We start from the raw sequence: 21,170 nt of genomic DNA, 5'->3' as shown, positions 1-21,170 counted from the left end.
CATGTGGGAAAGAATCCGCGCCGGGATCGTCTGGTTTATTGCCGTAGGTATGGCATGGCTGGGCGACATGTCGCTAAAAGACGTTTCAACCGTGGCCGGGGTGTTAATTGGCCTGCTGATGGCAATTATCAGCTGGTATTACAAACGCAAAACCTATCAGCTGCTGGCCGCCGGGCGCATCACGCGGGAGGAATATGAATCTGCAAACCGTTAAGCGCTGCACCGTTGGCGCTGTGCTGCTCATTGTCGCTTCAATGCCGGGTTTCCAGCAGCTGCACACCTCCGTCGAGGGGCTGAAGCTGATCGCCGATTATGAGGGCTGTCGTCTGAAGCCGTATCTGTGCGACGCGGGCAAGTGGACCGACGGCATTGGTAACACCGTTGGCGTGGTGCCGGGCCGGACCATCACCGAGCGGCAGGCGGCGGGCAACTTCATCACCAACGTGTTACGCGCTGAGGCGGCACTGGCGCGCTGCGCTGCGGTTTCTATGCCGCAGCCGGTCTACGATGCGCTGGTGTCGCTGGCGTTTAACGTCGGCACCGCCAACGCCTGCGCCTCAACCATGGTGGCACTCATCAAAAAGGAGCGCTGGCGCGATGCCTGCTATCAACTGCCGCGCTGGGTGTACGTGAAAGGCGTATTCAATCAGGGGCTGGATAACCGGCGACAGCGTGAGCTGGCATGGTGCTTAAAAGGAGTAACAGCATGATGCGCGCGCTGGCTGCGGTGGTGCTGGTTCTGATTGCCGCGCTTGGCGTGCAGTCGTGGCGACTCAGCACCGCCCACAACAAAATCGACGCGCAGGTGAAGGACTTAGCCGCGCAGGGTAAAAAGCTGTCACAGAAAAACGGCCAGCTGATTGCTCTCAACATTCTGACGCAGACCAGCAGCCGGGCGCAGACGCAGCTGTACGCCGCCGCCGAGCAGAACGGCACGCTGCTGCGTGACCGGCAGCGCACCATTGAGGAACTGAAACGTGAAAATGACGAGCTTCGCCGCTGGGCTGATGCCTCTTTGCCTGATCCTGTTATCCGGCTGCGCCAGCGTCCGCCCCTCACCGGAGGTCAGTCTTACCGTGAGTGGCTGTCCGCGAATCACCCCGTGCCGCCTGGACGAAGCCGCACCGCGCCGTAACGGCGATCTGCTGGCGCAGCTGGACGACACCGAAGCCGCATGGGCGGCCTGCGCCGACAAGGTAGACACCATCATCAGCTGTCAGGATAAAGACGATGAACAAGCCGCAGTCCTTGCGAAACGCCCTGAATAAAGCCGTGCCCTACGTGGCTGACAACCCGGACCGCCTGCACCTGTTCGTGGACAATGGCGCGGTGGTTGCCACCTCCGCCACGTCGATTTCGTGGGAGTATCGCTATACGTTGAATGTGGTGATCACTGATTTCACCGGCGACCAGAATCTGCTGATGGCGCCCGTTTTATTCTGGCTCGGCGTCAACCAGCCGGACGCGCTGCAGAACGCCACCGAACGGGAACGGCTTTTCACCTTTGAGGCGGATATTCTGGGCAATGACCGCTGCGACATCAGCATGAACCTGAAGCTGACGGAGCGAGTGATCGCGAAGGAAGTGGACGGCGTGATGTCTGTTGAGGCCGTGCCGGAACCGGAAGCGCCGGATGATGCAGAGGAGAGCTGGATGGTGCGCCGTGGCTGAGTTGCATGAGGTTGAGGAGTGGCTGGGTGCGCTGCTGTCGCAGCTTGAACCGGCAATGCGCACAAAGATGCTGCGCGAAGTGGCGCGAGACGTGCGGCGCATCCAGCAGAACAACATCACGCTGCAGCGCAGCCCGGACGGCACGGCATGGGAACCGCGGCGCGTAACTGCCCGCACCAAGCCGGGCCGCATTCGCCGTAAGATGTTTACGAAGCTGAAAACAGCAAAGTATCTCATGGCCCAAGCGGATGATAATGAAGCCGTTATAGCATTTAAAAATGATGTTCAACGTATTGCATTAGTGCATCACTATGGGCTAAGGGATAAAATCAATAAATCACGCAAAGTAATTAAATACCCAGTTAGGATTTTAATTGGTGTAAATAAAGAAACTATTGATATCGTTTTAACCAGAATGATTGAGTTTCTTTCCTAACGCCTCACTAGTTAATTTTAGTGAGGACTCTAGCCTTTCGGTATCAAAATAGCCATTCATTAATTTTAGTTTTTGAGGTGATATATTGGTTGAGAGCAAATCCCATTTCAGAAGGCAAAATAAAACTCGGTTCAATAAAATTCTTAGATGTTCGCTGGCTAGAATTAAGTGCGAAAAGATATTTTTAGGTAAAATATCGCCATGGATTATTTTGTTTCTTAATGTAGATAATCCGATTGCATCTTTTTTGTCAAAAAGAGGCCATAAATCTGACATTTCAACTTTAAGTTCATCGAAAAATATTAAAGTGGTGTCCTGTAATGATGGGCGGTTTAATTCCATTATTTTTGACTTAATCAATGCTCTTTTTTCTTTATCAGGTACGATGTCAGTATTTAACTGCTTTTCAATGATAGTGCGTAATTTTTTAAATGTTGATGGATCCAATGTGTGCTCGATGTTATTTATTCTTCTGAATGTAAGCGTTAGAGATTCAAGTGCTTGAAAATAGGCTAAGAAAGTCATTTCTAAAACCATACCTTTGGTATACATCAGTGAATTTATAGAGTTTTTTATAGCAGCACTATATTCAGAATCATTGTAGACTAATGATGCTTCATTAAGAAATCTATTAATTTCAGTTCTTGTAACTATTTCCCTGAATACACTATTTGGGATGTCATCTGTCTCTACTTGGTTACATCTGAAATACTGAATGATGCAGTTGTTTTTGTAGCACGTCCATCCTCTACACATAACTCTTTCACCATGTGCTAATGATGTAAGAAGTAGAAGGTTGTCAACTTCTGGTAGTAAATTTTGATTGATAGTTTCAATTACGTTGTGTTTCTTATTTGTTTTTGCTTTCAAAACCTGATGGCGAATTGATTCGAATTTATTTCCCTCCGAAGTGTAAGAAAAGTTAACGTCAGATAAAATTTTATTTCCATTGGGGAGCGTTATTGAAATCGGCTTTTGCTTCCTTTGGTTTACATTTCCATTGCTGTCGAATGACGGTGAAATTCTTGGTGCTATAATCGGCGCGTCATTAATGAAAAAATCAATGTGATTACTTAATGTCGAGTCATTTTCATTAAAAAAATGTCTTTTTATGACATTTCTTGGGTGAACGGTGAACTGAATTTTTCCGCCGGTATTGATGAAGGAGATGGAATAGTTTCCGACGACAGTATCAAGCATTTCAATTTTTTTGTATGTTTTACTTGCATTGAAATTACCCATAATTTCTACAGTGAATGAATCCCAGTTCCTTAAGTCTGCTGCTAATTTATTTCTCGTTGTAATGGTTATTTCCTTCCATGTACTTTCTTCCTCGACAGTGATATCACACTCAACACTGTCCAGCCTTTGGGTGGTGGAGATAAATGAAACGCTCTCTGCTTCAAAAGTTACCTTTCCCATATGAAAATTATCCTTATTTTAAAAGTTGTCTTAATTAATGCTCGTCTTATAATGCTTATGGCAGTCAGTGGCTTTCTTGATGGTTTTTTAAGTTTTATTTTTATTTTTTTCTAGACATTTTGACTTCTCGATCGATTCTTTGAATATTTCCACTAAGGATATTGATGCTCGAAATATTGCTATAAATCCCAAGCCTACACTCAGCATTGAAAAAATGACTGGGTTATCTCTAGCCCAGCTAGTAAGGCTTTTGGGTTGTTCAATTCCGTAAAGGGTATAGTCATAAAATAAATAAAATCCGTAGCAAAAAGCACAAGCCGTTTCAATATTCCATAAGGCATTAACAGTATTTTTAAGTGCTTCTAACTTCCCCATTCTTAAACGAATGCCAGAGAGGATTGTTAAAAGAGTGAAGGCTGCGATTGATAGGAGAAATTCAATTTTGAAATCTGAAGGGGTAAAACTTAAAACGGATATGAGACACGAAATTATCAATGTTAAAGAGAAAATTAATCTGTTAGGTAAGTTAAGAACCAATCGCATCTACACCTCCTTGATGTTGTGTCATCCATCAAACATTTATATATACATGCCATAGCGAGAATTTCAACGCAAGCTATTCCTATGAATATACAACTCACCGAAATCATGCGCCTCATTACAAACCTGATCCGCACCGGCATTGTGTCCGAGATGGACCCGGAGAAATGGCAATGCCGGGTGAAAACGGGCGACCTTGAAACTAACTGGATTAACTGGCTCACCTTCCGCGCCGGGAATACTCGCACATGGTGGCAACCCTCCATTGGCGAGCAGGTTGTGCTGCTGAGCCTCGGCGGCAATCTCGAAACTGCCTTCGCGCTGCCGGCCATTTATGCCGACGCCTTCCCGCCGCCCGATTATTCAGAGAACGGCAGCACCACCGTGTTCAACGACGGCGGCTGGTTCCAGTATGAGCCGGACACCGGCCAGCTGTTGATTAAGAACATCAAAAGCGTGCGCATTGAAGCCGCCGACGGCATTCAGCTGATCACTGACCAGCTGGGCGTTGATGCAAGTCAGATGCTCATCAATAGCGAAACCGTGATGAACGGCGCGGTGACGCAGGGCGGCGGCCCAATGAGTTCAAACGGCGTGATTGCTGACAAGCACGCACACGACAAAGTGAAAGCCGGTGGCGACATTTCAGGAGAACCAATGTGATGTATCTCGGCATGAACCGCGACACCGGAGCAGCCATCACCGACACCGAGCACATTCGCCAGAGCGTGCGCGACATCCTGATCACGCCGGAAGGCAGCCGTATCGGGCGACGGGAATACGGCTCGCTGCTATCGGTGCTGATTGACCAGCCGCATAACGACGTAGTGCGCCTTCAGGTGATGGCGGCAGCGTACACCGCGCTGAGTCGTTGGGAGCCGCGCATCCGTCTCAACTCTTTGGGCATAACCAGCGCCTTTGATGGCTCCATGGTGGTTGAGCTGACCGGCCAGCGCGCCGACGGCTCACCGCTCGCAATGTCAGTGCCTACGGGGGTGAACAGTGGCAGTAATTGACCTTTCGCAGCTGCCCGCACCTGAAGTGATCGAGGTGCCGGACTTTGAAACGCTGCTGGCCGAACGTAAGGAGGCACTGATTGCGCTCTATCCGGAGGACGAACAGGCCGCCACGCGCCGCGTGCTGGCGCTTGAATCTGAGCCGATTGTGAAGTGCTTACAGGAAAGTGTGTACCGGGAAATCCTGCTGCGCCAGCGCATCAACGAGGCGGCGCAGGCCGTCATGGTGGCTTATGCGCTCGGAAGCGACCTCGACCAGCTGGCCGCGCGCAGTAACGTGCAGCGCCTGACCATCACCCCGGCCAACCCGGATGCTGTGCCGCCGGTGGACGCGGTGATGGAATCGGACGACGCGCTGCGCGTGCGCGTGCCGGAAGCGTTTGAGGGTTTATCGGTTGCTGGTCCGACGGCGGCCTACGAGTTTCACGCCAGAAGCGCAGACGGACGGGTGCAGGACGTGTCCGCCATCAGCCCGTCACCGGCGACAGTGCTGGTCACCGTGCTGAGCCGTGAGGGTAACGGCACGGCAGCCGCCGATTTACTGAATACAGTGGACAAAGCGCTGAATGACGAAAGCGTGCGCCCGGTGGCGGACCGCGTGTCCGTGCAGCCTGCAACCATCAACGACTACCGCGTGCAGGCGAAACTGCACCTTTTTGACGGCGTGGCCGCCGCGCCCTGTCTGGAAGCGGCAAACGCGCGGCTTGCCGCCTACCTCACCGAACAGAAAAAGCTGGGCCGCAGCGTGCGCCGCGAGTCCTACGGGGCGGTGCTGCGCGTGGCCGGTGTGGACTGGGTAGAAATCACCGAGCCGGCCGCCGACATCATCATGGACCGCACGCAGGCGGGCAACTGCACCGGGACGGACATCAGCGTGGCGGATGACGAGGTGCAGGCATGAGTAACAGCCTGCTGCCGCCCGGCTCGTCCGCGCTGGAACGCCGTCTGGCGCAGGCCTGCAGCGGGATTTCCGGCCTGAACGTGCCGCTGCGTGACCTGTGGAACCCGGACGTCTGCCCGGTGAATTTTCTGCCCTATCTTGCCTGGGCGTTTTCGGTGGACCGCTGGGACGAAGGCTGGCCGGAGACCGTTAAGCGCAAGGTGGTGAAGGACGCGTTTTATATCCATCAGCACAAGGGCACCGTCAGCGCGATCCGCCGCGTGGTGGAGCCACTGGGCTATCTTATCCGCGTGATTGAGTGGTGGAAAACCAACGACGAACCCGGCACGTTCCGGCTTGACGTGGGCGTGCTTGATACCGGTATTACCGAGGAAATGTATCACGAGCTGGAACGCGTGATTGCGGACGCCAAGCCGTGCAGCCGCCATCTTATCGGGCTTTCGATCACCCTGGACGCAAACGGCACGGTGCCGGTGGCCGTTGCCAGCTACAGCGGCGACGAGCTGACTGTTTATCCCTATACCCCTGAACTAATCAGCGTCGGCGGGCCGGTGTATTCCGGCGCGGCGGTGCATCTTATCGACCTGACGGAAGTGAGCGCATGACGACAAAATATTTTGCCCTGCTGACCAATCAGGGCGCGGCTAAGCTTGCCAATGCTGCCGTGCTCGGCACCAAAGTGAACATCACGCAGCTGGCCGTGGGCGACGGTGGCGGCACGCTGCCTACGCCTGACCCGGCACAGACGAAACTCATCGGCGAGAAGCGCCGCGCGTCGCTTAACTCGCTGACGATTGACGCCGCTAACGGCAGCCAGATTATTGCCGAGCAGATTATCCCGGAGGGCGAGGGCGGTTTCTGGATCCGTGAAATCGGTTTGTTCGATGGCGATGGTGTGATGATTGCCGTGGCTAACTGCGCCGAGACTTACAAGCCGCAGCTGGCCGAGGGCAGCGGGCGCACGCAGACGGTGCGCATGATTATCATCGTGAACAGCACCAGCGCGGTGACGCTGAAAATTGACCCGTCGGTGGTGCTGGCGACGCGTAAATACGTAGACGACGGCGTGATTGTGGCGAAGCAGTACGGTGACACTTTGCACCAACAGGCGAAGGAATATGCGGAACGTTTGCAGAAGGAGGCGGAGGAATACGCCGACACGCTGCTTGAGCAGGCGAAAAAGTACAGCGGTGATGCGCTCAAGCAGCATACGGATGCCGTTAATCCCCATACGCAGTACCCGTTGATTAAGAACGCCCTGAAAGAGCTGGCCGACGCCGGTCTGGTAGCTGAGGCTTTGAAGAATCTGGGGCTGGAAAAATCAATCGCCGGAAGCGGGTACTTTGTTTTCCCCGGCGGGCTGATCATTCAGTGGGGATACGGTTCATTCGCTGGGCAGAAAACAACGACGGTGACATTGCCTATTGCATTCCCTTCTAACGGACTCATGGCTGTTGCCAGTAAGGGTTCAAACATCGCTTTGGGGGGGGAATATTCCCCTGGCATTCAGGTATCAAAAACAACCGTAGCGGTTAGCAACAGTCACGCTTCTGCAACTGCCACCCAGGGAATTAACTGGATCGCACTGGGATATTAGCCATGAAAAAATACTCACCTTCAACTAACGCGTTTTATGATGCGGACATTAACCAGTCAATCCCTTCTGATGCGACTGAAATCACCGATGATGAATGGTCCTCGTTGCTTGCAGGGCAGTGTGAGGGGATGGTCATTGTGGCCGGTCCGGGTGGCAAGCCGTTACTGACCGAGCTTGTACTTAGTGAAGAGGAAAAATTCGCACAGCTTGAGGCAAAAAAGCGTGAGCTGCGCATCGTTGCAGATGATGTCATTACGCCCTTGCAGGATGCCGTCACGCTTGGTATCGCGACGGATGATGAAAACGCCAGCCTCAAAGCGTGGATGACGTACCGCGTCCTGCTTAACCGTTTAGATACGAAGTCCGGCGGATCCTCAGAAATTATCTGGCCCGAGCAGCCCGCATGAAAAACAGGCCCGTTGTGGGCCTGTCTGTAATGAATATTATTACTTGTTAATCTTCAATAAATTTCCATCAATGCTGTAATCTGCCGAAATGGTTTCTCTAACCATTCCGCCAAAACCATTACGGCCGCCGTACTCTGTGATAACGGTAAGGTGATCGCCTTGGTCATAATAAACAGTTTTGTAATGTTTATAGCTATCAGGATCATTCATTGCATCTTTAATTCTGCGCGTTAGGTCTTTGTGGCTTCCATCCCAAGCACTAAATTGTGTTTCTATCTCTTTCGCGCGCTCTTTTACTTTGTCTTGCAATAATTTCATTTTTGAGGTGAACGATTTTTCTTCCTCCTCTGAAGTGTAAGGGTTTACTTTTTCCAAACTGACATAGACCAAAGTCACTTCACTTGGTTGAATCTTCAACTTTTTAGCGACAAAGTTAGACAGTTTATCCTCATTAACATTGTCATTTTTATCCGTGAATTTTTTACGATTCTGATACCACGTATCATAGATTTTAATCTGCTGAGGCGTAACTGTATCCTTAGATGACTGGATATCCCAAATCACATCATCACATTCCTTACCGGAATACTGGCATCCGTCTGCGAAGTAAGTTGCCATTGCCAAAGGTCCGCCCCTTCCAACGCTCTCTTTGCTGAATGCTAGATAGGCTCGAATAACCGGCACGTTTGTTTTGGCTTGAAGATCTTCAGCCGCTTTACGAACTGTTGCTGCTCGGTCTTCAAAAGAAATTGCTTCAGGTGACATAATCCAAATAGATGAGACGCGATTATCAGCCCTTTTAGATTTATCTTCCTGCGCAATTATTGAATAAGTTTTAGCTTCACCGATTTGACGTGGGTATTCTTTTTTTGGTTCAACATCAGTTTTGGCAACTTCCGCTTTATTATCTGATTCAGGAGCGCCACTTATGCCAATAAATGCAGCAATAATCACCAAAACAATTACAGAAAGAATGTATGTGCCGATAGCCGAGAATATATTCCTCGCTTTTGCTTCCGGTTTTTTCTTTGTGTTTAATCTATAAGTCCAGCGAGCTATGAAAAAGGCGATGATGATGCTTGCGAACGTTAGTAATACCCCAAAGGCTTGCATGTGTACCCCAATTATTGGATTGCTTGAAGTGGTTATTTTTTAGGCGGTAGATGGTAGTCAAAAGTGCCGAATGTGTCACTGCTTTAAATGTTCTTTTCTCAGTGGTGCTTTGATCAGGATCAATGATAGATGGAAATTATGGGCAGTGGAATATTCATTGTGTAGTTAATGGCACAGCTAAATATTAGTGATTCAACATTCGAATGATTTGACCATAGCGGAACCCCTTCACAGGAGAACCGCCACATGGCACAGGATTATCACCACGGCGTGCGCGTTGAGGAAATCAACGAGGGCACCCGAACCATCACCACCATCAGCACGGCGATTGTCGGCATGGTCTGCACCGGCGATGACGCCGATGCGGCCACGTTCCCGCTTAATCGTCCGGTACTGCTGACTGACGTACTCACCGCCAGCGGCAAGGCGGGTGAATCCGGCACGCTCGCGCGCTCGCTGGACGCTATCGCCGACCAGGCTAAACCCGTCACCGTTGTCGTGCGCGTGCCGCAGGGCGAAACCGAGGCCGAAACCACCGCCAACATCATCGGCGGCGTGAGCAACGGCCAGCGCACCGGCATGAAGGCGCTGCTGGCCGCGCAGGCGGTGTGCGGCGTTAAGCCCCGCATTCTCGGCGTGCCCGGTCACGATACGCAGGCGGTGGCTACCGAACTGCTGAGCGTGGCGCAGAGCCTGCGCGGCTTCGCCTACCTGTCGGCGTACGGCTGTCAAAGCGTGGAAGAGGCGATTGCCTACCGCGCGAACTTCAGCCAGCGCGAGGGCATGCTCATCTGGCCGGACTTCATCAACTTCGACACCGTGCTGAAGGCGGACGCGACGGCCTTCGCCACCGCCCGCGCGCTCGGCCTGCGCGCCAAAATCGACGAGCAAACCGGCTGGCATAAATCCTTATCGAACGTTGGCGTGAACGGCGTGACCGGCATTTCCAAAGACGTGTTCTGGGATTTGCAGGATCCGGCTACAGACTCCGGCCTGCTGAACCAGAACGACATCACCACGCTGATTCGTAAAGACGGCTTCCGCTTCTGGGGCTCGCGCTGCCTGAGCGATGACCCGCTGTTTGCATTTGAGTGCTACACCCGCACCGCGCAGGTGCTGGCCGACACCATGGCCGAGGCGCACATGTGGGCGGTGGACGGCGCGCTGAATCCGTCGCTGGCCCGCGACATTATCGAAGGCATTCGCGCCAAGCTTCGCAGCCTCGTGAGTCAGGGCTACCTCATCGGCGCGGACTGCTGGCTGGACGAGAGCGTGAATGACAAGGACACGCTCAAGGCAGGCAAGCTGCTCATCGACTACGACTACACGCCGGTGCCGCCGCTGGAAAACCTGCTGCTGCGCCAGCGCATCACCGATCAATATCTGGTCGATTTCGCCAGCCGCGTCAGCGCATAAGGAGACTGAATCATGGCATTACCCCGCAAGCTCAAGCACCTCAACCTGTTCAACGCAGGCGACAACTGGCAGGGGCTGATCGAGTCCGTGACGCTGCCAAAAATTACCCGCAAGTTCGAGAAATATCGCGGCGGCGGCATGGCCGGTGCGGTGGACATCGACATGGGCCTGGACGACGGCGCGCTGGATACGGAATTCACCTGCGGCGGCGTTGAGGCGAAGCTGTTCAAGCAGATGGGCACCCTGACCGTGGACGGCGTGCAGCTGCGCTTTACCGGCTCCATTCAGCGCGACGACACCGGCGAAGTGCAGGCGGTGGAGCTGGTCGTGCGTGGCCGTCACAAGGAGCTGGACTCCGGCGAGTGGAAGACCGGCGAGTCCAGCACCACCAAAGTGTCCGGCACCAACAGCTACGCCAAGCTGACCATTAACGGCGAAGTGCTCTACGAGATTGACCTGGTGAACATGATTCACATCGTGGACGGCACGGACCTGATGGAAGCGCACCGTAACGCGCTGGGCCTGTAATCAATCAGTAGCAATAAACCGGCAGGGGAGACCCTGCCGCCTTAAACCCTTTAGCGAGCCATAACCATGACTGACAAAACTACCGAAAAAACCGTTGAGCTGGACACTCCCATCCTGCGCGGCAAGACCGAGATTAAAAGCATCGTCGTGCGCAAGCCGCAGTCCGGCGCGCTGCGCGGCACGCGCCTGCAGGCGCTGATGGACATGGACGTCAACGCGATGATCACCGTGCTGCCGCGCGTCACCACCCCGGCGCTGACCACGCAGGAAATCACCGAGATGGACCCCGCCGATCTGGTGAGCCTGTCGGTTGAGGTGGTCACTTTTTTACTGAAGAAGTCGGTGCTGTCGGATTTAGCGACGGCCTGACGGTAGACGATCTGGTGGCGGACATCGCCACCGTCTTTCACTGGCCGCCGTCCGTTACCGAGTTCATGACGCTGACCGAGGTACTGGAGTGGCGGCATAAGGCGATAATGCGACACGGGACCAGCGATGAGTGATAAAGACTTGCGCCTGCAGGTTGTTCTTAACGCGGTAGACAAACTGACCCGCCCCTTCCGTTCTGCCAAGGCCAGCACCCGCGAGCTGGCCGATTCCCTGCGCACCGCGCGCGCCAGCCTGAAGGACTTAGACGCGCAGGCCGCGCGCATCGACGGCTTCCGTAAAGCCCGCTCGCAGCTGGCTATCACCGCCAATAACCTGAAGGGCGCGCGCGAAGAGGCGGCGAAGCTGGCGACGCAGTTCAGCGCCACCAACCGGCCCACCGCCGCGCAGGCGAGGGTGCTGGAGCAGGCGAAGAACCGCGTGCGCGAGCTGCAGCAATCCTATAACGGCCTGCTGGGTTCGGTGCAGCGCCAGCGCGCCGCGCTCACTGAATCCGGCGTTGATACCAAAAAACTCAGTCAGGCACAGCGCGACCTGAAAGGACGGGCAGACGACGCGCGCGCGGCGATTGACCGCCAGCAGAAGTCGCTGAAGCGACTCGGCGAACAGCAGGCAAAAATCAACGCGCTGCGTGAGCGCCACGCCCGATCGCTTGAGGTGCGCGATAAAATTGCCGGTGCCGGTGCGGCGACCACCGTAGCCGGGCTGGCAATGGGTGCGCCGGTGCTGGCTGCCGTAAAAGCCTCGGCCAGCATGGAAGACGCCATGAAGGGCGTGGCGAAGCAGGTGAACGGCCTGCGCGACAACGACGGCAACCGCACGGCGCAGTTCTACGACATGCAGGCCGCCATCAAGGCCGCCAGCGAGCAGCTGCCGATGGACAACGGCGCGATTGATTACGCCGCGCTGGTCGAGGGCGGCGCGCGTATGGGCGTCACCAACCAGAACGACTCCTACGAGGACCAGAAGCGCGACCTGCTAGCGTTTGCCACCACGGCGGCGAAGGCGTCCACCGCGTTTGAGCTGCCCGCCGGTGAGCTGGCCGAGGGGCTGGGCAAGATTGCGCAGCTCTACAAAATCCCCACACGCAACATCGAGCAGCTGGGCGACGCGCTGAACTACCTGGACGACAACGCCATGTCCAAGGGATCGGACATCATCGACGTCTTGCAGCGCATGGGCGGCGTGGCGGACAGGCTGGACTACCGCAAGGCCGCAGCGCTCGGCTCCACGTTCCTGAGCCTCGGCGCCACGTCGGAAACCGCCGCCAGCGCGGCAAACGCCATGGTGCGTGAACTCTCCGTCGCCACCATGCAGGGCAAGACCTTTATGGGCGGCATGGAGCTGCTGAAGCTGGACCCGAAAGCCATCGAAAAGCAGATGACCACCGATGCGATGGGCACCATCCAGCGCGTGCTGGAGAAGGTGAACAACCTGCCAGCCGACAAGCGCCTGACCGCAATGACCATGGTTTTCGGCAAGGAGTTCGGCAAGGACGCGGCGAAGCTTGCTAATAACATGCCGGAGCTGCGTCGCCAGCTGCAGCTGACGCAGGGCAACGCGGCCAGCGGCTCCATGCAGAAAGAATCCGACATCAACAAGGACTCGCTGTCCGCGCAGTGGCTGCTGGTGAAAACCGGCGCGGCCAACACGCTGAGCAGCCTCGGCGACACGCTGCGCACGCCGCTGATGGAAATCATGGACGCGGTGAAGCGCGTCACCGGCACCATGCGCCGCTGGGTGGAGTCCAACCCGGAGCTGGTCGGCAGACTGATGAAAATCGCCGCCGTGGTGGCAACGGTAACGCTGGCGCTCGGCACGCTCGCCGTGGGCATGGCCGCCGTGCTCGGGCCGATCCTGATGCTGCGCTTCGGGTTAAGCATGCTCGGCCTGAAAGGGCTGGCGAAGCTCTCGCCGCTGCTGGGCGGGCTGGGCAAGGCGTTTGCAAAACTGGCGCCCGGTCTGACGTCATCCGGCGACGGCATCAAAAAGCTGTTCTCACTGTTCAGCGGCGGCGAGGCCGGGGAGTCGGTGAACTGGCTGGAGAAAATCCGCGACGCGCTGGCGTCCCTGCGCGGCGGTGACGATGACGAAGAGGGCAGCGGCATACTGAACGCCTTCCGAGAGGGTGCGCTGGAGAAAATTAAGGAGAAGGCGCAGGACGCCGGGCAGACGCTGGTTGCGTCCTTCCGTAATCCGATGGCCGGTGTGCGGGCGCTGGGCGCGCAGGTGCGCGGGCTGGCTGGTGCCGCCCTTGCGCCGCTGGCTGCGTCGGTGCGCGGTGCCGGTGGTGCGCTGATGTGGCTGGTGAAGTCACCGCTGGCGCTGCTGCGCACGGTGCTGACGGGCGTGATATGGGCGCTCGGCGCGCTGCTGAGTCCCGTCGGACTGGCGGTGGCGGCGCTGGCCGGTGTGGCGCTGGTTATCTGGAAATACTGGGCACCCATCAAGGCGTATTTAGGCGGTGTGGTGGACGGCTTCCGGGCCGCCGCCGGACCCATCAGCGAGGCGTTTTCACCGCTCCAGCCGGTGTTTCAGTGGATAGGCGATAAGGTGCAGGCGCTGTTCGGCTGGTTTAAAGACCTGCTGACGCCGGTACATTCCACCGCTGACGAGCTGAAGAACGCCGCCGAAATGGGCAGGCAGTTCGGGCAGTGGCTGGCCGACGGCCTGAACATGGTGATGCATCCGCTGGACACCCTGAAGGCCGGGATCGGCGAGCTGCTGGATAAGTTCGGCCTCGTTAACAAAGCTGCTGCTGGCACAAAGCTGCCGGTGCCGCCGCAGGCCGCCAGCGCCAGCGGCGGCAGGGTGACGCTGCCAGCGGGCGGCTTCCCGGCGTTTGCGGGCATGTACGACACCGGCGGCGACATCCCGGCGGGCCAGTTTGGCGTCGTGGGTGAAAACGGGCCGGAAATCGTCGGCGGGCCGGTGAGCGTAACCAGCCGCAGGCGCACCGCGCAGCTGGCCGCGATGGCGGCGATGACGCTCGGCATGGCAGCCGGAACGGCGGAGGCTAAGCCGCTGCACCCGCTGAGCCTGCCCGCGCAGAGCTACCGGCAGGACGCGCCGCGCCAGCAGTCCGCAGCAACTACCGCGCCCGTGAGCATTCACGCGCCGATCACCATCGTGCAGCAGCCGGGCCAGAGCGCGCAGGACGTTGTGGACGAAGTGATGCGCAGGCTGGAGGCGAAAGAGCGGCAGGCGCAGTCCCGTGCCCGCAGCAGTTACCGAGACCGTGGAGGATTTGAATCATGATGATGACGCTGGGCCTGTTTGTTTTCATGCTCAAGACAGTGCCGTATCAGGAATTGCAGCTGCAGCGCAGCTGGCGCTTCCCGTCGAACAGCCGCGTGGGCGTGCGTCCCGCGCTGCAGTTCCTCGGCCCGGATAACGACACGATCACGCTGTCGGGCGTGCTGCTGCCGGAAATCACCGGCGGCAGGCTGTCGCTGTTCGCGCTGGAGCAGATTGCGGAGCTGGGCCGCGCGTGGCCGCTGATTGAGGGCAGCGGCACGATTTACGGCATGTTCGTGATCGAGAGCCTGAGCCAGACCAAGGCGGAGTTTTTCAGCAACGGCGTGTGCCGGCGCATTGAGTTTACGCTGACGCTGAAGCGCACCGACGAATCGCTGGGTGAAATGTTCGGCAGCCTCAGCGATCAGCTGTCGGCCATGCAGGGCGCAGCCACCGACGCCGCCGGTAAAGTGGGCGCCGCAGTGGGCGGGTTGTTCTCATGATGGCGGGCAGCTGGATTAACAGCAAGGCGAACGCGCCCGCTTTTCGCCTGACGCTTGCCGGTGCGGATGTGACGCAAAAGACAGAGCAGCGGCTTATCAGCCTGACGCTCACCGATAATCGCGGCTTTGAAGCGGACCAGCTGGACATCGAGCTGGACGACGCGGACGGCCAGCTGCTGATGCCGCGCCGGGGCGTTGAGCTGTCGCTTGCGCTGGGCTGGAAGGGGGAGGCGCTTTTCCCGAAAGGCACCTACACCGTGGACGAAATCGAGCACAGCGGCACGCCGGACCGGCTGACCCTGCGCGCGCGCAGCGCAGACTTCCGCCAGACGCTGAACACGAAGCGCGAAAAGTCGTGGCATCAGACCAGCGTGGGCGAGGTGGTGAAAGAGATTGCCGGGCGGCACAAGCTCAAAACGGCGATAGGCGACGACGTGGCAAAGATGGCCGTGGACCATATCGACCAGACCAACGAGTCAGACGCCAGCTTCCTGATGCGGCTGGCGAAGCAGTGCGGCGCGGTGGCCTGCATCAAAAACGGCAACCTGCTGTTTATCCGGCAGGGACAGGGAAAAACGGCGAGCGGTAAAGTGCTGCCCGCCATCACCATCGTGCGTAAAGAAGGCGACGGCCACCGCTTTACGCTGGCTGACCGTGATGCCTACACCGGCGTGATCGCGAGCTGGCTGCACACCCGCGAGCCGGAGAAGAAGCCGGAAACCACGGTGAAGCGCAAGCGCCGCAAGCCTGCTGCGCAGAAGAAGGAGCCGGAGGCGAAGCAGGGCGACTATCTGATCGGCACGGATGAGAACGTTTTGGTGCTGAGCCGCACCTATGCGAACCGGGCCAACGCCGAGCGCGCTGCCAAAATGCAGTGGGAGCGGCTGCAGCGCGGGGTGGCGACGTTCTCTATTCAGCTGGCGCGTGGTCGCGCAGATCTCTACACGGAAATGCCGGTAAAGGTTAGCGGGTTTAAACAGCAGATTGATACCGGGGAGTGGATTATCACGACCCTTACGCACAGCCTGAGCGCGGACAACGGCTATACGACCAGCATTGAGCTTGAAGTGAAAATAGATTCACTTGAAATGGAATAGTGCTATCCCAAAAGGGTTAAATTGAGTAGTATTTATCTCAATTGGGTTATGGAGAAAACATTATGATGAATTGCCCTTTGTGCGGGAACGCCGCACATACCCGCAGCAGCTTTCAGGTATCAGCATCAACCAAAGAACGATATAACCAGTGCCAGAACATTAATTGCAGCTGTACGTTTAAATCACATGAGACTGTATCAGAGATCATCATGAAGCCCGGAACGGTTAAGCCAGTGCCTCCGCATCCAGGAAGAAATCAGCAGCAAGCGTTGTGGTTGTGAATTTTTAAGCTTTAATAGCCTATAAAATACGGGCTTTACAATTATTTTTTGAATAATAAATTATTAATAAAAAATTCGGGGGGAGTTATTTAGTTAACCCTAAGCGACTACAACGCCCCCCAAACCGACATCACGTTTCAATAGGATTATTTAGAGCTAAAGCATGTATTGATGCTGAGTCTTCTACAGAAACATTTTAGCCTAATGGATTAATGTTCCATATGCACTAAGCGCAGCAGCAATAAATGAAAATATAGCCGTGGCAAGCATTCCACGTTGAATATATTTATTTTCACTTTGCTTTTTTTGTTCAGAGAAACTATTTTGCAAGGTTAGTATGGCAGTACCAGTAGGTTTGTAAGTTAATCTATCTGTTGTGTGCAAGTTACCATTATTGGAAAAGGCACTGAGATATAGCTCAACTTCCTTTTTCATCTGATTACTATTATCATGGTAGAACCATAATGAAGAGTGCAGTTTTGTCATTATAGAAACGAAATGTATGGGCTCGTCTGAGTTTGATTGCATGTACAAATCAACAACGGCTTTAAGTACATCCATTTGTTGCTTTACACTATGGTTCTGCATTCTGTATTGATGTTTTTGTTTGGCCCGCTTCCAGTTATCTAAAATAACTTTAATCTGAAACCACCAAACTTTCATAGGAGTTATTTCATGAAGGCTTGAGAAAGCGGCTTCATTTGCTTTGTAATAATAGATGCCAGAGAATGAATTGGCTTTAAATTCTTCTGGTTTTAGAATAACTATGTCTTGAAAAGCTTCATTTTCTAAGCTCCATTTTTTAGCTCGTATTTCGTCATTCTGGTAGCCTTCAAATAGAAACTGTTCGCCAGTCTGGGGATGTGTGATGTAGACCGAGTACATGTCGTAATTTATTGATTTTTCGAAGCTTAGACTTATAAAGTCAGGTGATTTTTTCTTTTCAAATCTCTCTAAATACGATTGAATATCCATTTTAACAATCTCAGCTATTGTAGAATTTAATTTATATAAATTTAAAAGATGGAAATGAATTGCCATCAATGCTTTAAGTAATGTTTACGGCCTTTATTTATTTTTCTGAGTTCTCTCAGAGATTTTTGCTCTCAAAAAATTGCAGAATGCACTACAAGTTACCAGCATAAATTTAGCATCAGCATATGAAGGGTGTTCTGAATCTTCAGTAAGAGCATGGCGAATACCACCGCTGTCGCTTGTGTAGCCGTATAGCTGTAAAAAAGCTCTCTTCAAAGCTGGATGAAAAGATGTTGTTTTTTCCAATTCTGTTAATGCGTCACTGAATTTTTTGAAGTCATTACCAGCTAAATGTCTACATAAACTCTCTACGGCAGAAATCGATTCTTTAATAGAGTTACGATAATCTGGAGATTTTCGATCAGATAATAGTGATAATGAAGTTTTGAAATGGATTGCAGCTCCTTTGTCGTTCTCTTCGAGTGCTGCTTCTATAGTATTAATCTCGTTCTCATCACTAATAGGTACTAGTTGAGATTCGACATATCTGTAAGCTGCATTTTCCCGCTCCAGCATACGATTTAGAAAATTTATTGCATTTTTTTTTGTGTCATTGGATAGTTCAAATTCATTGAAAATGAATTCAACAAAATCATAAGCTTCCCACCATTTTATTTTGCTATCCAAAAAGTATTTTCGGCACAATGAATATGCACAATTGTCATTCATGCGACCATATAAATCTTCCGTAAAAAATGCAGGGCATGTGTCAATTGGTAGTTTAAAAAGAGAAAACCAAATTCTTTTAGCAACACCATCTAACTGGTTATAAATTTCATAACCTTTTTGATCCCAAAAACAAATCTGTAAAACATTCCAAAGTCCATAACGCAACTCATCATCCATTGATTCGATTTGAATTGCTTTTTTTAAAGGAGTAATTCCCATTCGTTGAGAAAACAGTGCCATTGTTTTACCTCATTATGTATGCCTTTTAAGGTAAATGATGATTGGAATTTGCTTCGATGTCTATAGTTGTTCAGTTTGAACAGATTTACAGGGTAGTTTCCTTCAATCAATACATATTTATGCATGTCACCCAACACTAACACCATCCAGTAGCATTTCTCATCCGTTAGTAGGGGTTAGTTCACCCGTTTTACATATATAGGTGTGATTCACTGGGCATAATTCATCATGCTGATTGCTCCGAACTTCATGTGTTGCCTTAATAATGTGGTGAGTGAAAAATGGAGAAGCTAAAAATCTGCTGCCATTTTGCTGCCAACAGCGGGTTCAGAAAACAAAAAAGCCACCTCGAAAGGTGGCTTAAATGCATGATTTTAATCACTAAATTTGGTGGCCCCTGCTGGGTTTGAACCAGCGACCAAGCGATTATGAGTCGCCTGCTCTAACCACTGAGCTAAGGGGCCAGCGGAGCGGGGATTATAGAGTATCTTGTTAGGGTGATCCAGAGTTCGCCATTTGGATGGTGAAAATTACAGCAATAGCTGACTCATTGATCTCAAAAGAAAATTCTATCGTCCCACGCTCTATCGCTTATTAAGCGCCCAATCATCATTGGTTTTTGAGACCAGGCTCATTCGAAAGTTTGCTGATGCTACAAATAGCGTGATGCAGGCTTGTTAAGCGAGATGAACGGCAATATGGCGATGCGTGCCTCTTCATAACTCTGCCAAAGATGCACATCTTCAACGGATGGGATGGTCACCAACTCGCCGGCATCGAGTCCACGTAGCGCAGCCGAGACCAAATCATCCACTTCCATCAGCATCTCAGCGGGAAGTTCGTTAATGGATTTTCCTGCGCGCTCGAAAATCTCGGTACGCGTTAAGCCTGGCAACACCGCCTGCATACGCACACCGCTTTCGGCTAATTCACGATGCAAATTACGGGTCAGGGAAAGCACATACGCTTTGCTGGCGTTGTACGCGCCATTCGCCGATTCGCTCACTAGCGCTAGCACTGAAGCAATATTCACTATCGTACCATTGCGACGTGCACGAAACGCCTGCGCAGCAGTGTGGGCCAGCTGTGTCAGCGCCACGATATTTAACGTCAGCATTGTTTGAATTTTCGCGATGTCACCGTCGATGAATTCACCTTCAACCGTCATGCCCGCATTGTTTACCAGCAGAGTTATCGCTTTATTTTGCTGGATTTCGTGATCGACTCTTTGCAAATCATCATGGTTGGTGAGATCGGCCGCTAACACGCTGACTTCAACGCCATATGATTCACGCAAAGATTGCGCCAACAGATTGAGCCTGGCTGCATCGCGCGCCACCAGAATCAAGTTTGTGCTGCGTGCTGCCAGCTGTTTTGCATAGGTCGCGCCAATTCCGCTTGATGCACCGGTGATTAAAGCCAGATGTTGTGACATGGTGTATTCCTCTAAATGATGGTTATCATATTTACGAGGTTTAATATGACGATCATAATATTTATCGTCAAGCTAGAATATGATGGTTGTAATAATTACACTGATTGCTATCAACGATATCGGAGTCAATGAAGATGGAAAAGCTGAGCCATAAAGCGCGTACGCGACAGCGCATTCTGGATGAAGCCTCTGTGGTAATGCGCGAGAACGGCACTGAAAGCATCGGCGTCGCGGCGCTGATGAAGCGCGTGGGCTTAACGCACGGCGGCTTTTATGCCCACTTCGCCTCGCGCGAAGATCTGGTGCAAGCGGTGATCGCTGAGATGTTTGCCGATTCGGCGCGCCGCTTTGCGGATATCACCTCAATTAACGATCCCGCTGAACGACTGAGTCAGTTAATCGATAGCTATTTATCCGAGCATCATTGCAACACGCCGGGTGAAGGCTGTCCGCTGCCTGCGCTGGTGAGTGAAATGGCACATTTACCGGTTGAGGCGCGCACACTATTTTCCCAGCGGCGAGAAGCGATGCGGCAGCGCCTGGCGTTGACGCTACATGAACTTAACCATCCGCATGCGGATGACGCCGCGACCACCATGTTGGCTGAAATGGTTGGCGCGGTGGCAATGGCACGTGCTTGTCCGGACGACGAGGAAGCACGTACGATGCTGGCGAGCAGTCGTCGGTCGGTAAAACAACGCGCCGGACTGGAGATGGCATGAGTGAGCACGATATCCGCGACATTATTGCGCCTGATTTACAGGTGCTGTTTTGTGGCATCAATCCGGGCAAATCGTCGGCGCACACCGGATTTCACTTTGCGCATCCCGGTAATCGCTTTTGGAAGGTGATTTATCAGGCCGGCTTTACGCGCGAGTTACTTAAGCCCGAGCAGGAGCAGCGGCTGCTGGAAACTGGCTGTGGCATCACCATGCTGGTGGAGCGTCCAACGGTGCAGGCTAACGAGTTGGACGGCGATGAATTACGCGACGGTGGTTCACGCCTGCAGCAAAAAATTCTGCACTATCAGCCGCGTGCGTTGGCGGTGTTGGGCAAGGATGCTTTTCAGAAAGCGTTTCGTCAGCGCAAAGTTGAGTGGGGCGAGCAGCCGCAAACGCTGGGTGAAACGCGTTTGTGGGTGCTGCCTAATCCAAGCGGGTTAAATCGTGCGACGCTGGAAGATATGGCCGCATCCTATCGCCAACTGCATGATTGGCTGCAGAGCAACGCGTGAAAGAG

At 53.4% G+C, this 21,170-nt stretch carries 28 protein-coding genes and 1 tRNA gene; 22 read left to right on the top strand and 7 right to left on the bottom strand.

Features of this window, described 5'->3' with window-relative positions; genetic code table 11:
• Window position 1: 1 nt before the first annotated feature.
• The 6 genes from AAF463_RS16660 to AAF463_RS16635 are packed head-to-tail and all read left to right on the top strand — an operon-like array spanning window position 2 to window position 2,107.
• A complete protein-coding gene (locus tag AAF463_RS16660) occupies window positions 2–214 on the top strand; it encodes an HP1 family phage holin (protein ID WP_009127601.1) in 213 nt (70 codons plus the stop codon).
• Window positions 195–710, top strand: coding sequence for a lysozyme (locus AAF463_RS16655; protein WP_350261141.1), 516 nt, complete (start codon window positions 195–197; stop codon window positions 708–710). The genes AAF463_RS16660 and AAF463_RS16655 overlap by 20 nt, the downstream gene beginning before the upstream one ends.
• Window positions 707–1,135 carry an Rz-like lysis system protein LysB gene (lysB, locus tag AAF463_RS16650; protein ID WP_350261140.1) on the top strand — a complete coding sequence of 143 codons (429 nt, stop codon included), beginning with the start codon at window positions 707–709 and terminating at the stop codon, window positions 1,133–1,135. Before AAF463_RS16655 ends, lysB begins: the two co-directional genes overlap by 4 nt.
• On the top strand, window positions 1,020–1,268 hold the full coding sequence (gene lysC / locus AAF463_RS16645) for an Rz1-like lysis system protein LysC (protein ID WP_225614447.1): 249 nt from the start codon (window positions 1,020–1,022) through the stop codon (window positions 1,266–1,268). Before lysB ends, lysC begins: the two co-directional genes overlap by 116 nt.
• Window positions 1,231–1,671 carry a phage tail protein gene (locus AAF463_RS16640; protein WP_350261139.1) on the top strand — a complete coding sequence of 147 codons (441 nt, stop codon included), beginning with the start codon at window positions 1,231–1,233 and terminating at the stop codon, window positions 1,669–1,671. Before lysC ends, AAF463_RS16640 begins: the two co-directional genes overlap by 38 nt.
• Entirely contained in the window at window positions 1,664–2,107 is a 444-nt protein-coding gene (locus AAF463_RS16635) for a phage virion morphogenesis protein (protein WP_350261138.1), read from the top strand. Before AAF463_RS16640 ends, AAF463_RS16635 begins: the two co-directional genes overlap by 8 nt.
• Here the strand turns inward: AAF463_RS16635 and AAF463_RS16630 are convergent.
• Window positions 2,078–3,529 carry a hypothetical protein gene (locus tag AAF463_RS16630; RefSeq protein ID WP_350261137.1) on the bottom strand — a complete coding sequence of 484 codons (1,452 nt, stop codon included), beginning with the start codon at window positions 3,527–3,529 and terminating at the stop codon, window positions 2,078–2,080. The two genes, AAF463_RS16635 and AAF463_RS16630, sit on opposite strands and share 30 nt — an antisense overlap.
• Window positions 3,530–3,616: 87 nt before the next feature.
• A complete protein-coding gene (locus AAF463_RS16625; RefSeq protein WP_350261136.1) occupies window positions 3,617–4,072 on the bottom strand; it encodes a hypothetical protein in 456 nt (151 codons plus the stop codon).
• An 81-nt stretch (window positions 4,073–4,153) separates the two neighbouring features.
• Here AAF463_RS16625 and AAF463_RS16620 point away from each other — a divergent pair, with 81 nt between their 5' ends.
• The 6 genes from AAF463_RS16620 to AAF463_RS16595 are packed head-to-tail and all read left to right on the top strand — an operon-like array spanning window position 4,154 to window position 7,990.
• Window positions 4,154–4,732 carry a phage baseplate assembly protein V gene (locus AAF463_RS16620; protein ID WP_350261135.1) on the top strand — a complete coding sequence of 193 codons (579 nt, stop codon included), beginning with the start codon at window positions 4,154–4,156 and terminating at the stop codon, window positions 4,730–4,732.
• Entirely contained in the window at window positions 4,732–5,085 is a 354-nt protein-coding gene (locus tag AAF463_RS16615; protein WP_350262010.1) for a GPW/gp25 family protein, read from the top strand. The genes AAF463_RS16620 and AAF463_RS16615 overlap by 1 nt, the downstream gene beginning before the upstream one ends.
• Complete coding sequence (locus tag AAF463_RS16610; RefSeq protein WP_350261134.1) at window positions 5,072–5,986, top strand: baseplate J/gp47 family protein; 915 nt, start codon at window positions 5,072–5,074, stop codon at window positions 5,984–5,986. The genes AAF463_RS16615 and AAF463_RS16610 overlap by 14 nt, the downstream gene beginning before the upstream one ends.
• Complete coding sequence (locus AAF463_RS16605; protein ID WP_350261133.1) at window positions 5,983–6,591, top strand: phage tail protein I; 609 nt, start codon at window positions 5,983–5,985, stop codon at window positions 6,589–6,591. The genes AAF463_RS16610 and AAF463_RS16605 overlap by 4 nt, the downstream gene beginning before the upstream one ends.
• Entirely contained in the window at window positions 6,588–7,583 is a 996-nt protein-coding gene (locus AAF463_RS16600) for a phage tail protein (protein ID WP_350261132.1), read from the top strand. The genes AAF463_RS16605 and AAF463_RS16600 overlap by 4 nt, the downstream gene beginning before the upstream one ends.
• A gap of 2 nt (window positions 7,584–7,585) precedes the next feature.
• Window positions 7,586–7,990 (top strand): tail fiber assembly protein, encoded by a 405-nt coding sequence (locus AAF463_RS16595; RefSeq protein WP_350261131.1) that lies wholly within the window; start codon window positions 7,586–7,588, stop codon window positions 7,988–7,990.
• 39 nt (window positions 7,991–8,029) lie between these two features.
• On the opposite strand, the gene AAF463_RS16590 is transcribed toward AAF463_RS16595, so the two are convergent.
• Entirely contained in the window at window positions 8,030–9,103 is a 1,074-nt protein-coding gene (locus AAF463_RS16590; RefSeq protein WP_350261130.1) for a hypothetical protein, read from the bottom strand.
• Window positions 9,104–9,349: 246 nt separating this feature from the next.
• Between AAF463_RS16590 and AAF463_RS16585 the strand changes: the two genes are divergently transcribed.
• From AAF463_RS16585 to AAF463_RS16550, 8 genes are all read left to right on the top strand, one after another.
• Window positions 9,350–10,519: a phage tail sheath protein gene (locus AAF463_RS16585; protein WP_101762971.1), complete on the top strand. Its 1,170-nt coding sequence runs from the start codon at window positions 9,350–9,352 to the stop codon at window positions 10,517–10,519.
• Window positions 10,520–10,531: 12 nt separating this feature from the next.
• Window positions 10,532–11,047, top strand: a complete 516-nt coding sequence (locus AAF463_RS16580) for a phage major tail tube protein (RefSeq protein WP_061720445.1) — start codon at window positions 10,532–10,534, stop codon at window positions 11,045–11,047.
• 66 nt (window positions 11,048–11,113) lie between these two features.
• Window positions 11,114–11,416: a phage tail assembly protein gene (locus AAF463_RS16575; protein ID WP_179452110.1), complete on the top strand. Its 303-nt coding sequence runs from the start codon at window positions 11,114–11,116 to the stop codon at window positions 11,414–11,416.
• Window positions 11,417–11,430: 14 nt separating this feature from the next.
• Complete coding sequence (locus AAF463_RS16570) at window positions 11,431–11,550, top strand: GpE family phage tail protein (protein WP_071531062.1); 120 nt, start codon at window positions 11,431–11,433, stop codon at window positions 11,548–11,550.
• Entirely contained in the window at window positions 11,543–14,692 is a 3,150-nt protein-coding gene (locus AAF463_RS16565) for a phage tail tape measure protein (protein WP_350261129.1), read from the top strand. Before AAF463_RS16570 ends, AAF463_RS16565 begins: the two co-directional genes overlap by 8 nt.
• Window positions 14,689–15,174, top strand: a complete 486-nt coding sequence (locus AAF463_RS16560; RefSeq protein ID WP_049850603.1) for a phage tail protein — start codon at window positions 14,689–14,691, stop codon at window positions 15,172–15,174. The genes AAF463_RS16565 and AAF463_RS16560 overlap by 4 nt, the downstream gene beginning before the upstream one ends.
• A complete protein-coding gene (locus AAF463_RS16555) occupies window positions 15,171–16,271 on the top strand; it encodes a phage late control D family protein (protein ID WP_350261127.1) in 1,101 nt (366 codons plus the stop codon). The genes AAF463_RS16560 and AAF463_RS16555 overlap by 4 nt, the downstream gene beginning before the upstream one ends.
• 62 nt (window positions 16,272–16,333) lie before the next feature.
• Entirely contained in the window at window positions 16,334–16,552 is a 219-nt protein-coding gene (locus AAF463_RS16550) for an ogr/Delta-like zinc finger family protein (RefSeq protein ID WP_350261126.1), read from the top strand.
• A gap of 201 nt (window positions 16,553–16,753) precedes the next feature.
• Here the strand turns inward: AAF463_RS16550 and AAF463_RS16545 are convergent, their stop codons facing one another.
• From AAF463_RS16545 to AAF463_RS16530, 4 genes are all read right to left on the bottom strand, one after another.
• Entirely contained in the window at window positions 16,754–17,593 is an 840-nt protein-coding gene (locus tag AAF463_RS16545; RefSeq protein WP_350261125.1) for a hypothetical protein, read from the bottom strand.
• A 27-nt stretch (window positions 17,594–17,620) separates the two neighbouring features.
• Entirely contained in the window at window positions 17,621–18,496 is an 876-nt protein-coding gene (locus AAF463_RS16540) for a hypothetical protein (protein ID WP_350261124.1), read from the bottom strand.
• 388 nt (window positions 18,497–18,884) lie between these two features.
• A tRNA-Ile gene (locus tag AAF463_RS16535) sits at window positions 18,885–18,960 on the bottom strand.
• A gap of 188 nt (window positions 18,961–19,148) precedes the next feature.
• Window positions 19,149–19,931, bottom strand: coding sequence for an SDR family oxidoreductase (locus AAF463_RS16530; RefSeq protein ID WP_350261123.1), 783 nt, complete (start codon window positions 19,929–19,931; stop codon window positions 19,149–19,151).
• Window positions 19,932–20,065: 134 nt separating this feature from the next.
• Between AAF463_RS16530 and AAF463_RS16525 the strand changes: the two genes are divergently transcribed.
• Both AAF463_RS16525 and mug read left to right on the top strand, forming a co-directional pair.
• The gene (locus tag AAF463_RS16525; protein WP_110867321.1) at window positions 20,066–20,653 is read left to right on the top strand and encodes a TetR/AcrR family transcriptional regulator; all 588 of its coding nucleotides are present in this window, start codon (window positions 20,066–20,068) and stop codon (window positions 20,651–20,653) included.
• On the top strand, window positions 20,650–21,165 hold the full coding sequence (mug, locus tag AAF463_RS16520; protein WP_350261122.1) for a G/U mismatch-specific DNA glycosylase: 516 nt from the start codon (window positions 20,650–20,652) through the stop codon (window positions 21,163–21,165). Before AAF463_RS16525 ends, mug begins: the two co-directional genes overlap by 4 nt.
• Window positions 21,166–21,170: the final 5 nt, after the last annotated feature.

The organism is Pantoea sp. BJ2, assembly GCF_040255075.1.
Classification (GTDB): domain Bacteria; phylum Pseudomonadota; class Gammaproteobacteria; order Enterobacterales; family Enterobacteriaceae; genus Pantoea; species Pantoea leporis.
The sequence above is the reverse complement of the archived record's forward strand: the minus strand, read 5'-3'. Positions and strand labels throughout refer to the sequence as shown.

Coding starts and splice junctions, on each gene's coding strand:
- AAF463_RS16660 (WP_009127601.1), top strand. CDS start 2: ATGTGGGAAAGAATCCGCGCCGGGATCGTCTGGTTTATTGCCGTAGGT.
- AAF463_RS16655 (WP_350261141.1), top strand. CDS start 195: ATGAATCTGCAAACCGTTAAGCGCTGCACCGTTGGCGCTGTGCTGCTC.
- lysB (WP_350261140.1), top strand. CDS start 707: ATGATGCGCGCGCTGGCTGCGGTGGTGCTGGTTCTGATTGCCGCGCTT.
- AAF463_RS16640 (WP_350261139.1), top strand. CDS start 1,231: ATGAACAAGCCGCAGTCCTTGCGAAACGCCCTGAATAAAGCCGTGCCC.
- AAF463_RS16630 (WP_350261137.1), bottom strand. CDS start 3,529: ATGGGAAAGGTAACTTTTGAAGCAGAGAGCGTTTCATTTATCTCCACC.
- AAF463_RS16625 (WP_350261136.1), bottom strand. CDS start 4,072: ATGCGATTGGTTCTTAACTTACCTAACAGATTAATTTTCTCTTTAACA.
- AAF463_RS16620 (WP_350261135.1), top strand. CDS start 4,154: ATGAATATACAACTCACCGAAATCATGCGCCTCATTACAAACCTGATC.
- AAF463_RS16615 (WP_350262010.1), top strand. CDS start 4,732: ATGTATCTCGGCATGAACCGCGACACCGGAGCAGCCATCACCGACACC.
- AAF463_RS16605 (WP_350261133.1), top strand. CDS start 5,983: ATGAGTAACAGCCTGCTGCCGCCCGGCTCGTCCGCGCTGGAACGCCGT.
- AAF463_RS16600 (WP_350261132.1), top strand. CDS start 6,588: ATGACGACAAAATATTTTGCCCTGCTGACCAATCAGGGCGCGGCTAAG.
- AAF463_RS16595 (WP_350261131.1), top strand. CDS start 7,586: ATGAAAAAATACTCACCTTCAACTAACGCGTTTTATGATGCGGACATT.
- AAF463_RS16590 (WP_350261130.1), bottom strand. CDS start 9,103: ATGCAAGCCTTTGGGGTATTACTAACGTTCGCAAGCATCATCATCGCC.
- AAF463_RS16585 (WP_101762971.1), top strand. CDS start 9,350: ATGGCACAGGATTATCACCACGGCGTGCGCGTTGAGGAAATCAACGAG.
- AAF463_RS16580 (WP_061720445.1), top strand. CDS start 10,532: ATGGCATTACCCCGCAAGCTCAAGCACCTCAACCTGTTCAACGCAGGC.
- AAF463_RS16575 (WP_179452110.1), top strand. CDS start 11,114: ATGACTGACAAAACTACCGAAAAAACCGTTGAGCTGGACACTCCCATC.
- AAF463_RS16565 (WP_350261129.1), top strand. CDS start 11,543: ATGAGTGATAAAGACTTGCGCCTGCAGGTTGTTCTTAACGCGGTAGAC.
- AAF463_RS16560 (WP_049850603.1), top strand. CDS start 14,689: ATGATGATGACGCTGGGCCTGTTTGTTTTCATGCTCAAGACAGTGCCG.
- AAF463_RS16555 (WP_350261127.1), top strand. CDS start 15,171: ATGATGGCGGGCAGCTGGATTAACAGCAAGGCGAACGCGCCCGCTTTT.
- AAF463_RS16550 (WP_350261126.1), top strand. CDS start 16,334: ATGATGAATTGCCCTTTGTGCGGGAACGCCGCACATACCCGCAGCAGC.
- AAF463_RS16545 (WP_350261125.1), bottom strand. CDS start 17,593: ATGGCAATTCATTTCCATCTTTTAAATTTATATAAATTAAATTCTACA.
- AAF463_RS16540 (WP_350261124.1), bottom strand. CDS start 18,496: ATGGCACTGTTTTCTCAACGAATGGGAATTACTCCTTTAAAAAAAGCA.
- AAF463_RS16530 (WP_350261123.1), bottom strand. CDS start 19,931: ATGTCACAACATCTGGCTTTAATCACCGGTGCATCAAGCGGAATTGGC.
- AAF463_RS16525 (WP_110867321.1), top strand. CDS start 20,066: ATGGAAAAGCTGAGCCATAAAGCGCGTACGCGACAGCGCATTCTGGAT.
- mug (WP_350261122.1), top strand. CDS start 20,650: ATGAGTGAGCACGATATCCGCGACATTATTGCGCCTGATTTACAGGTG.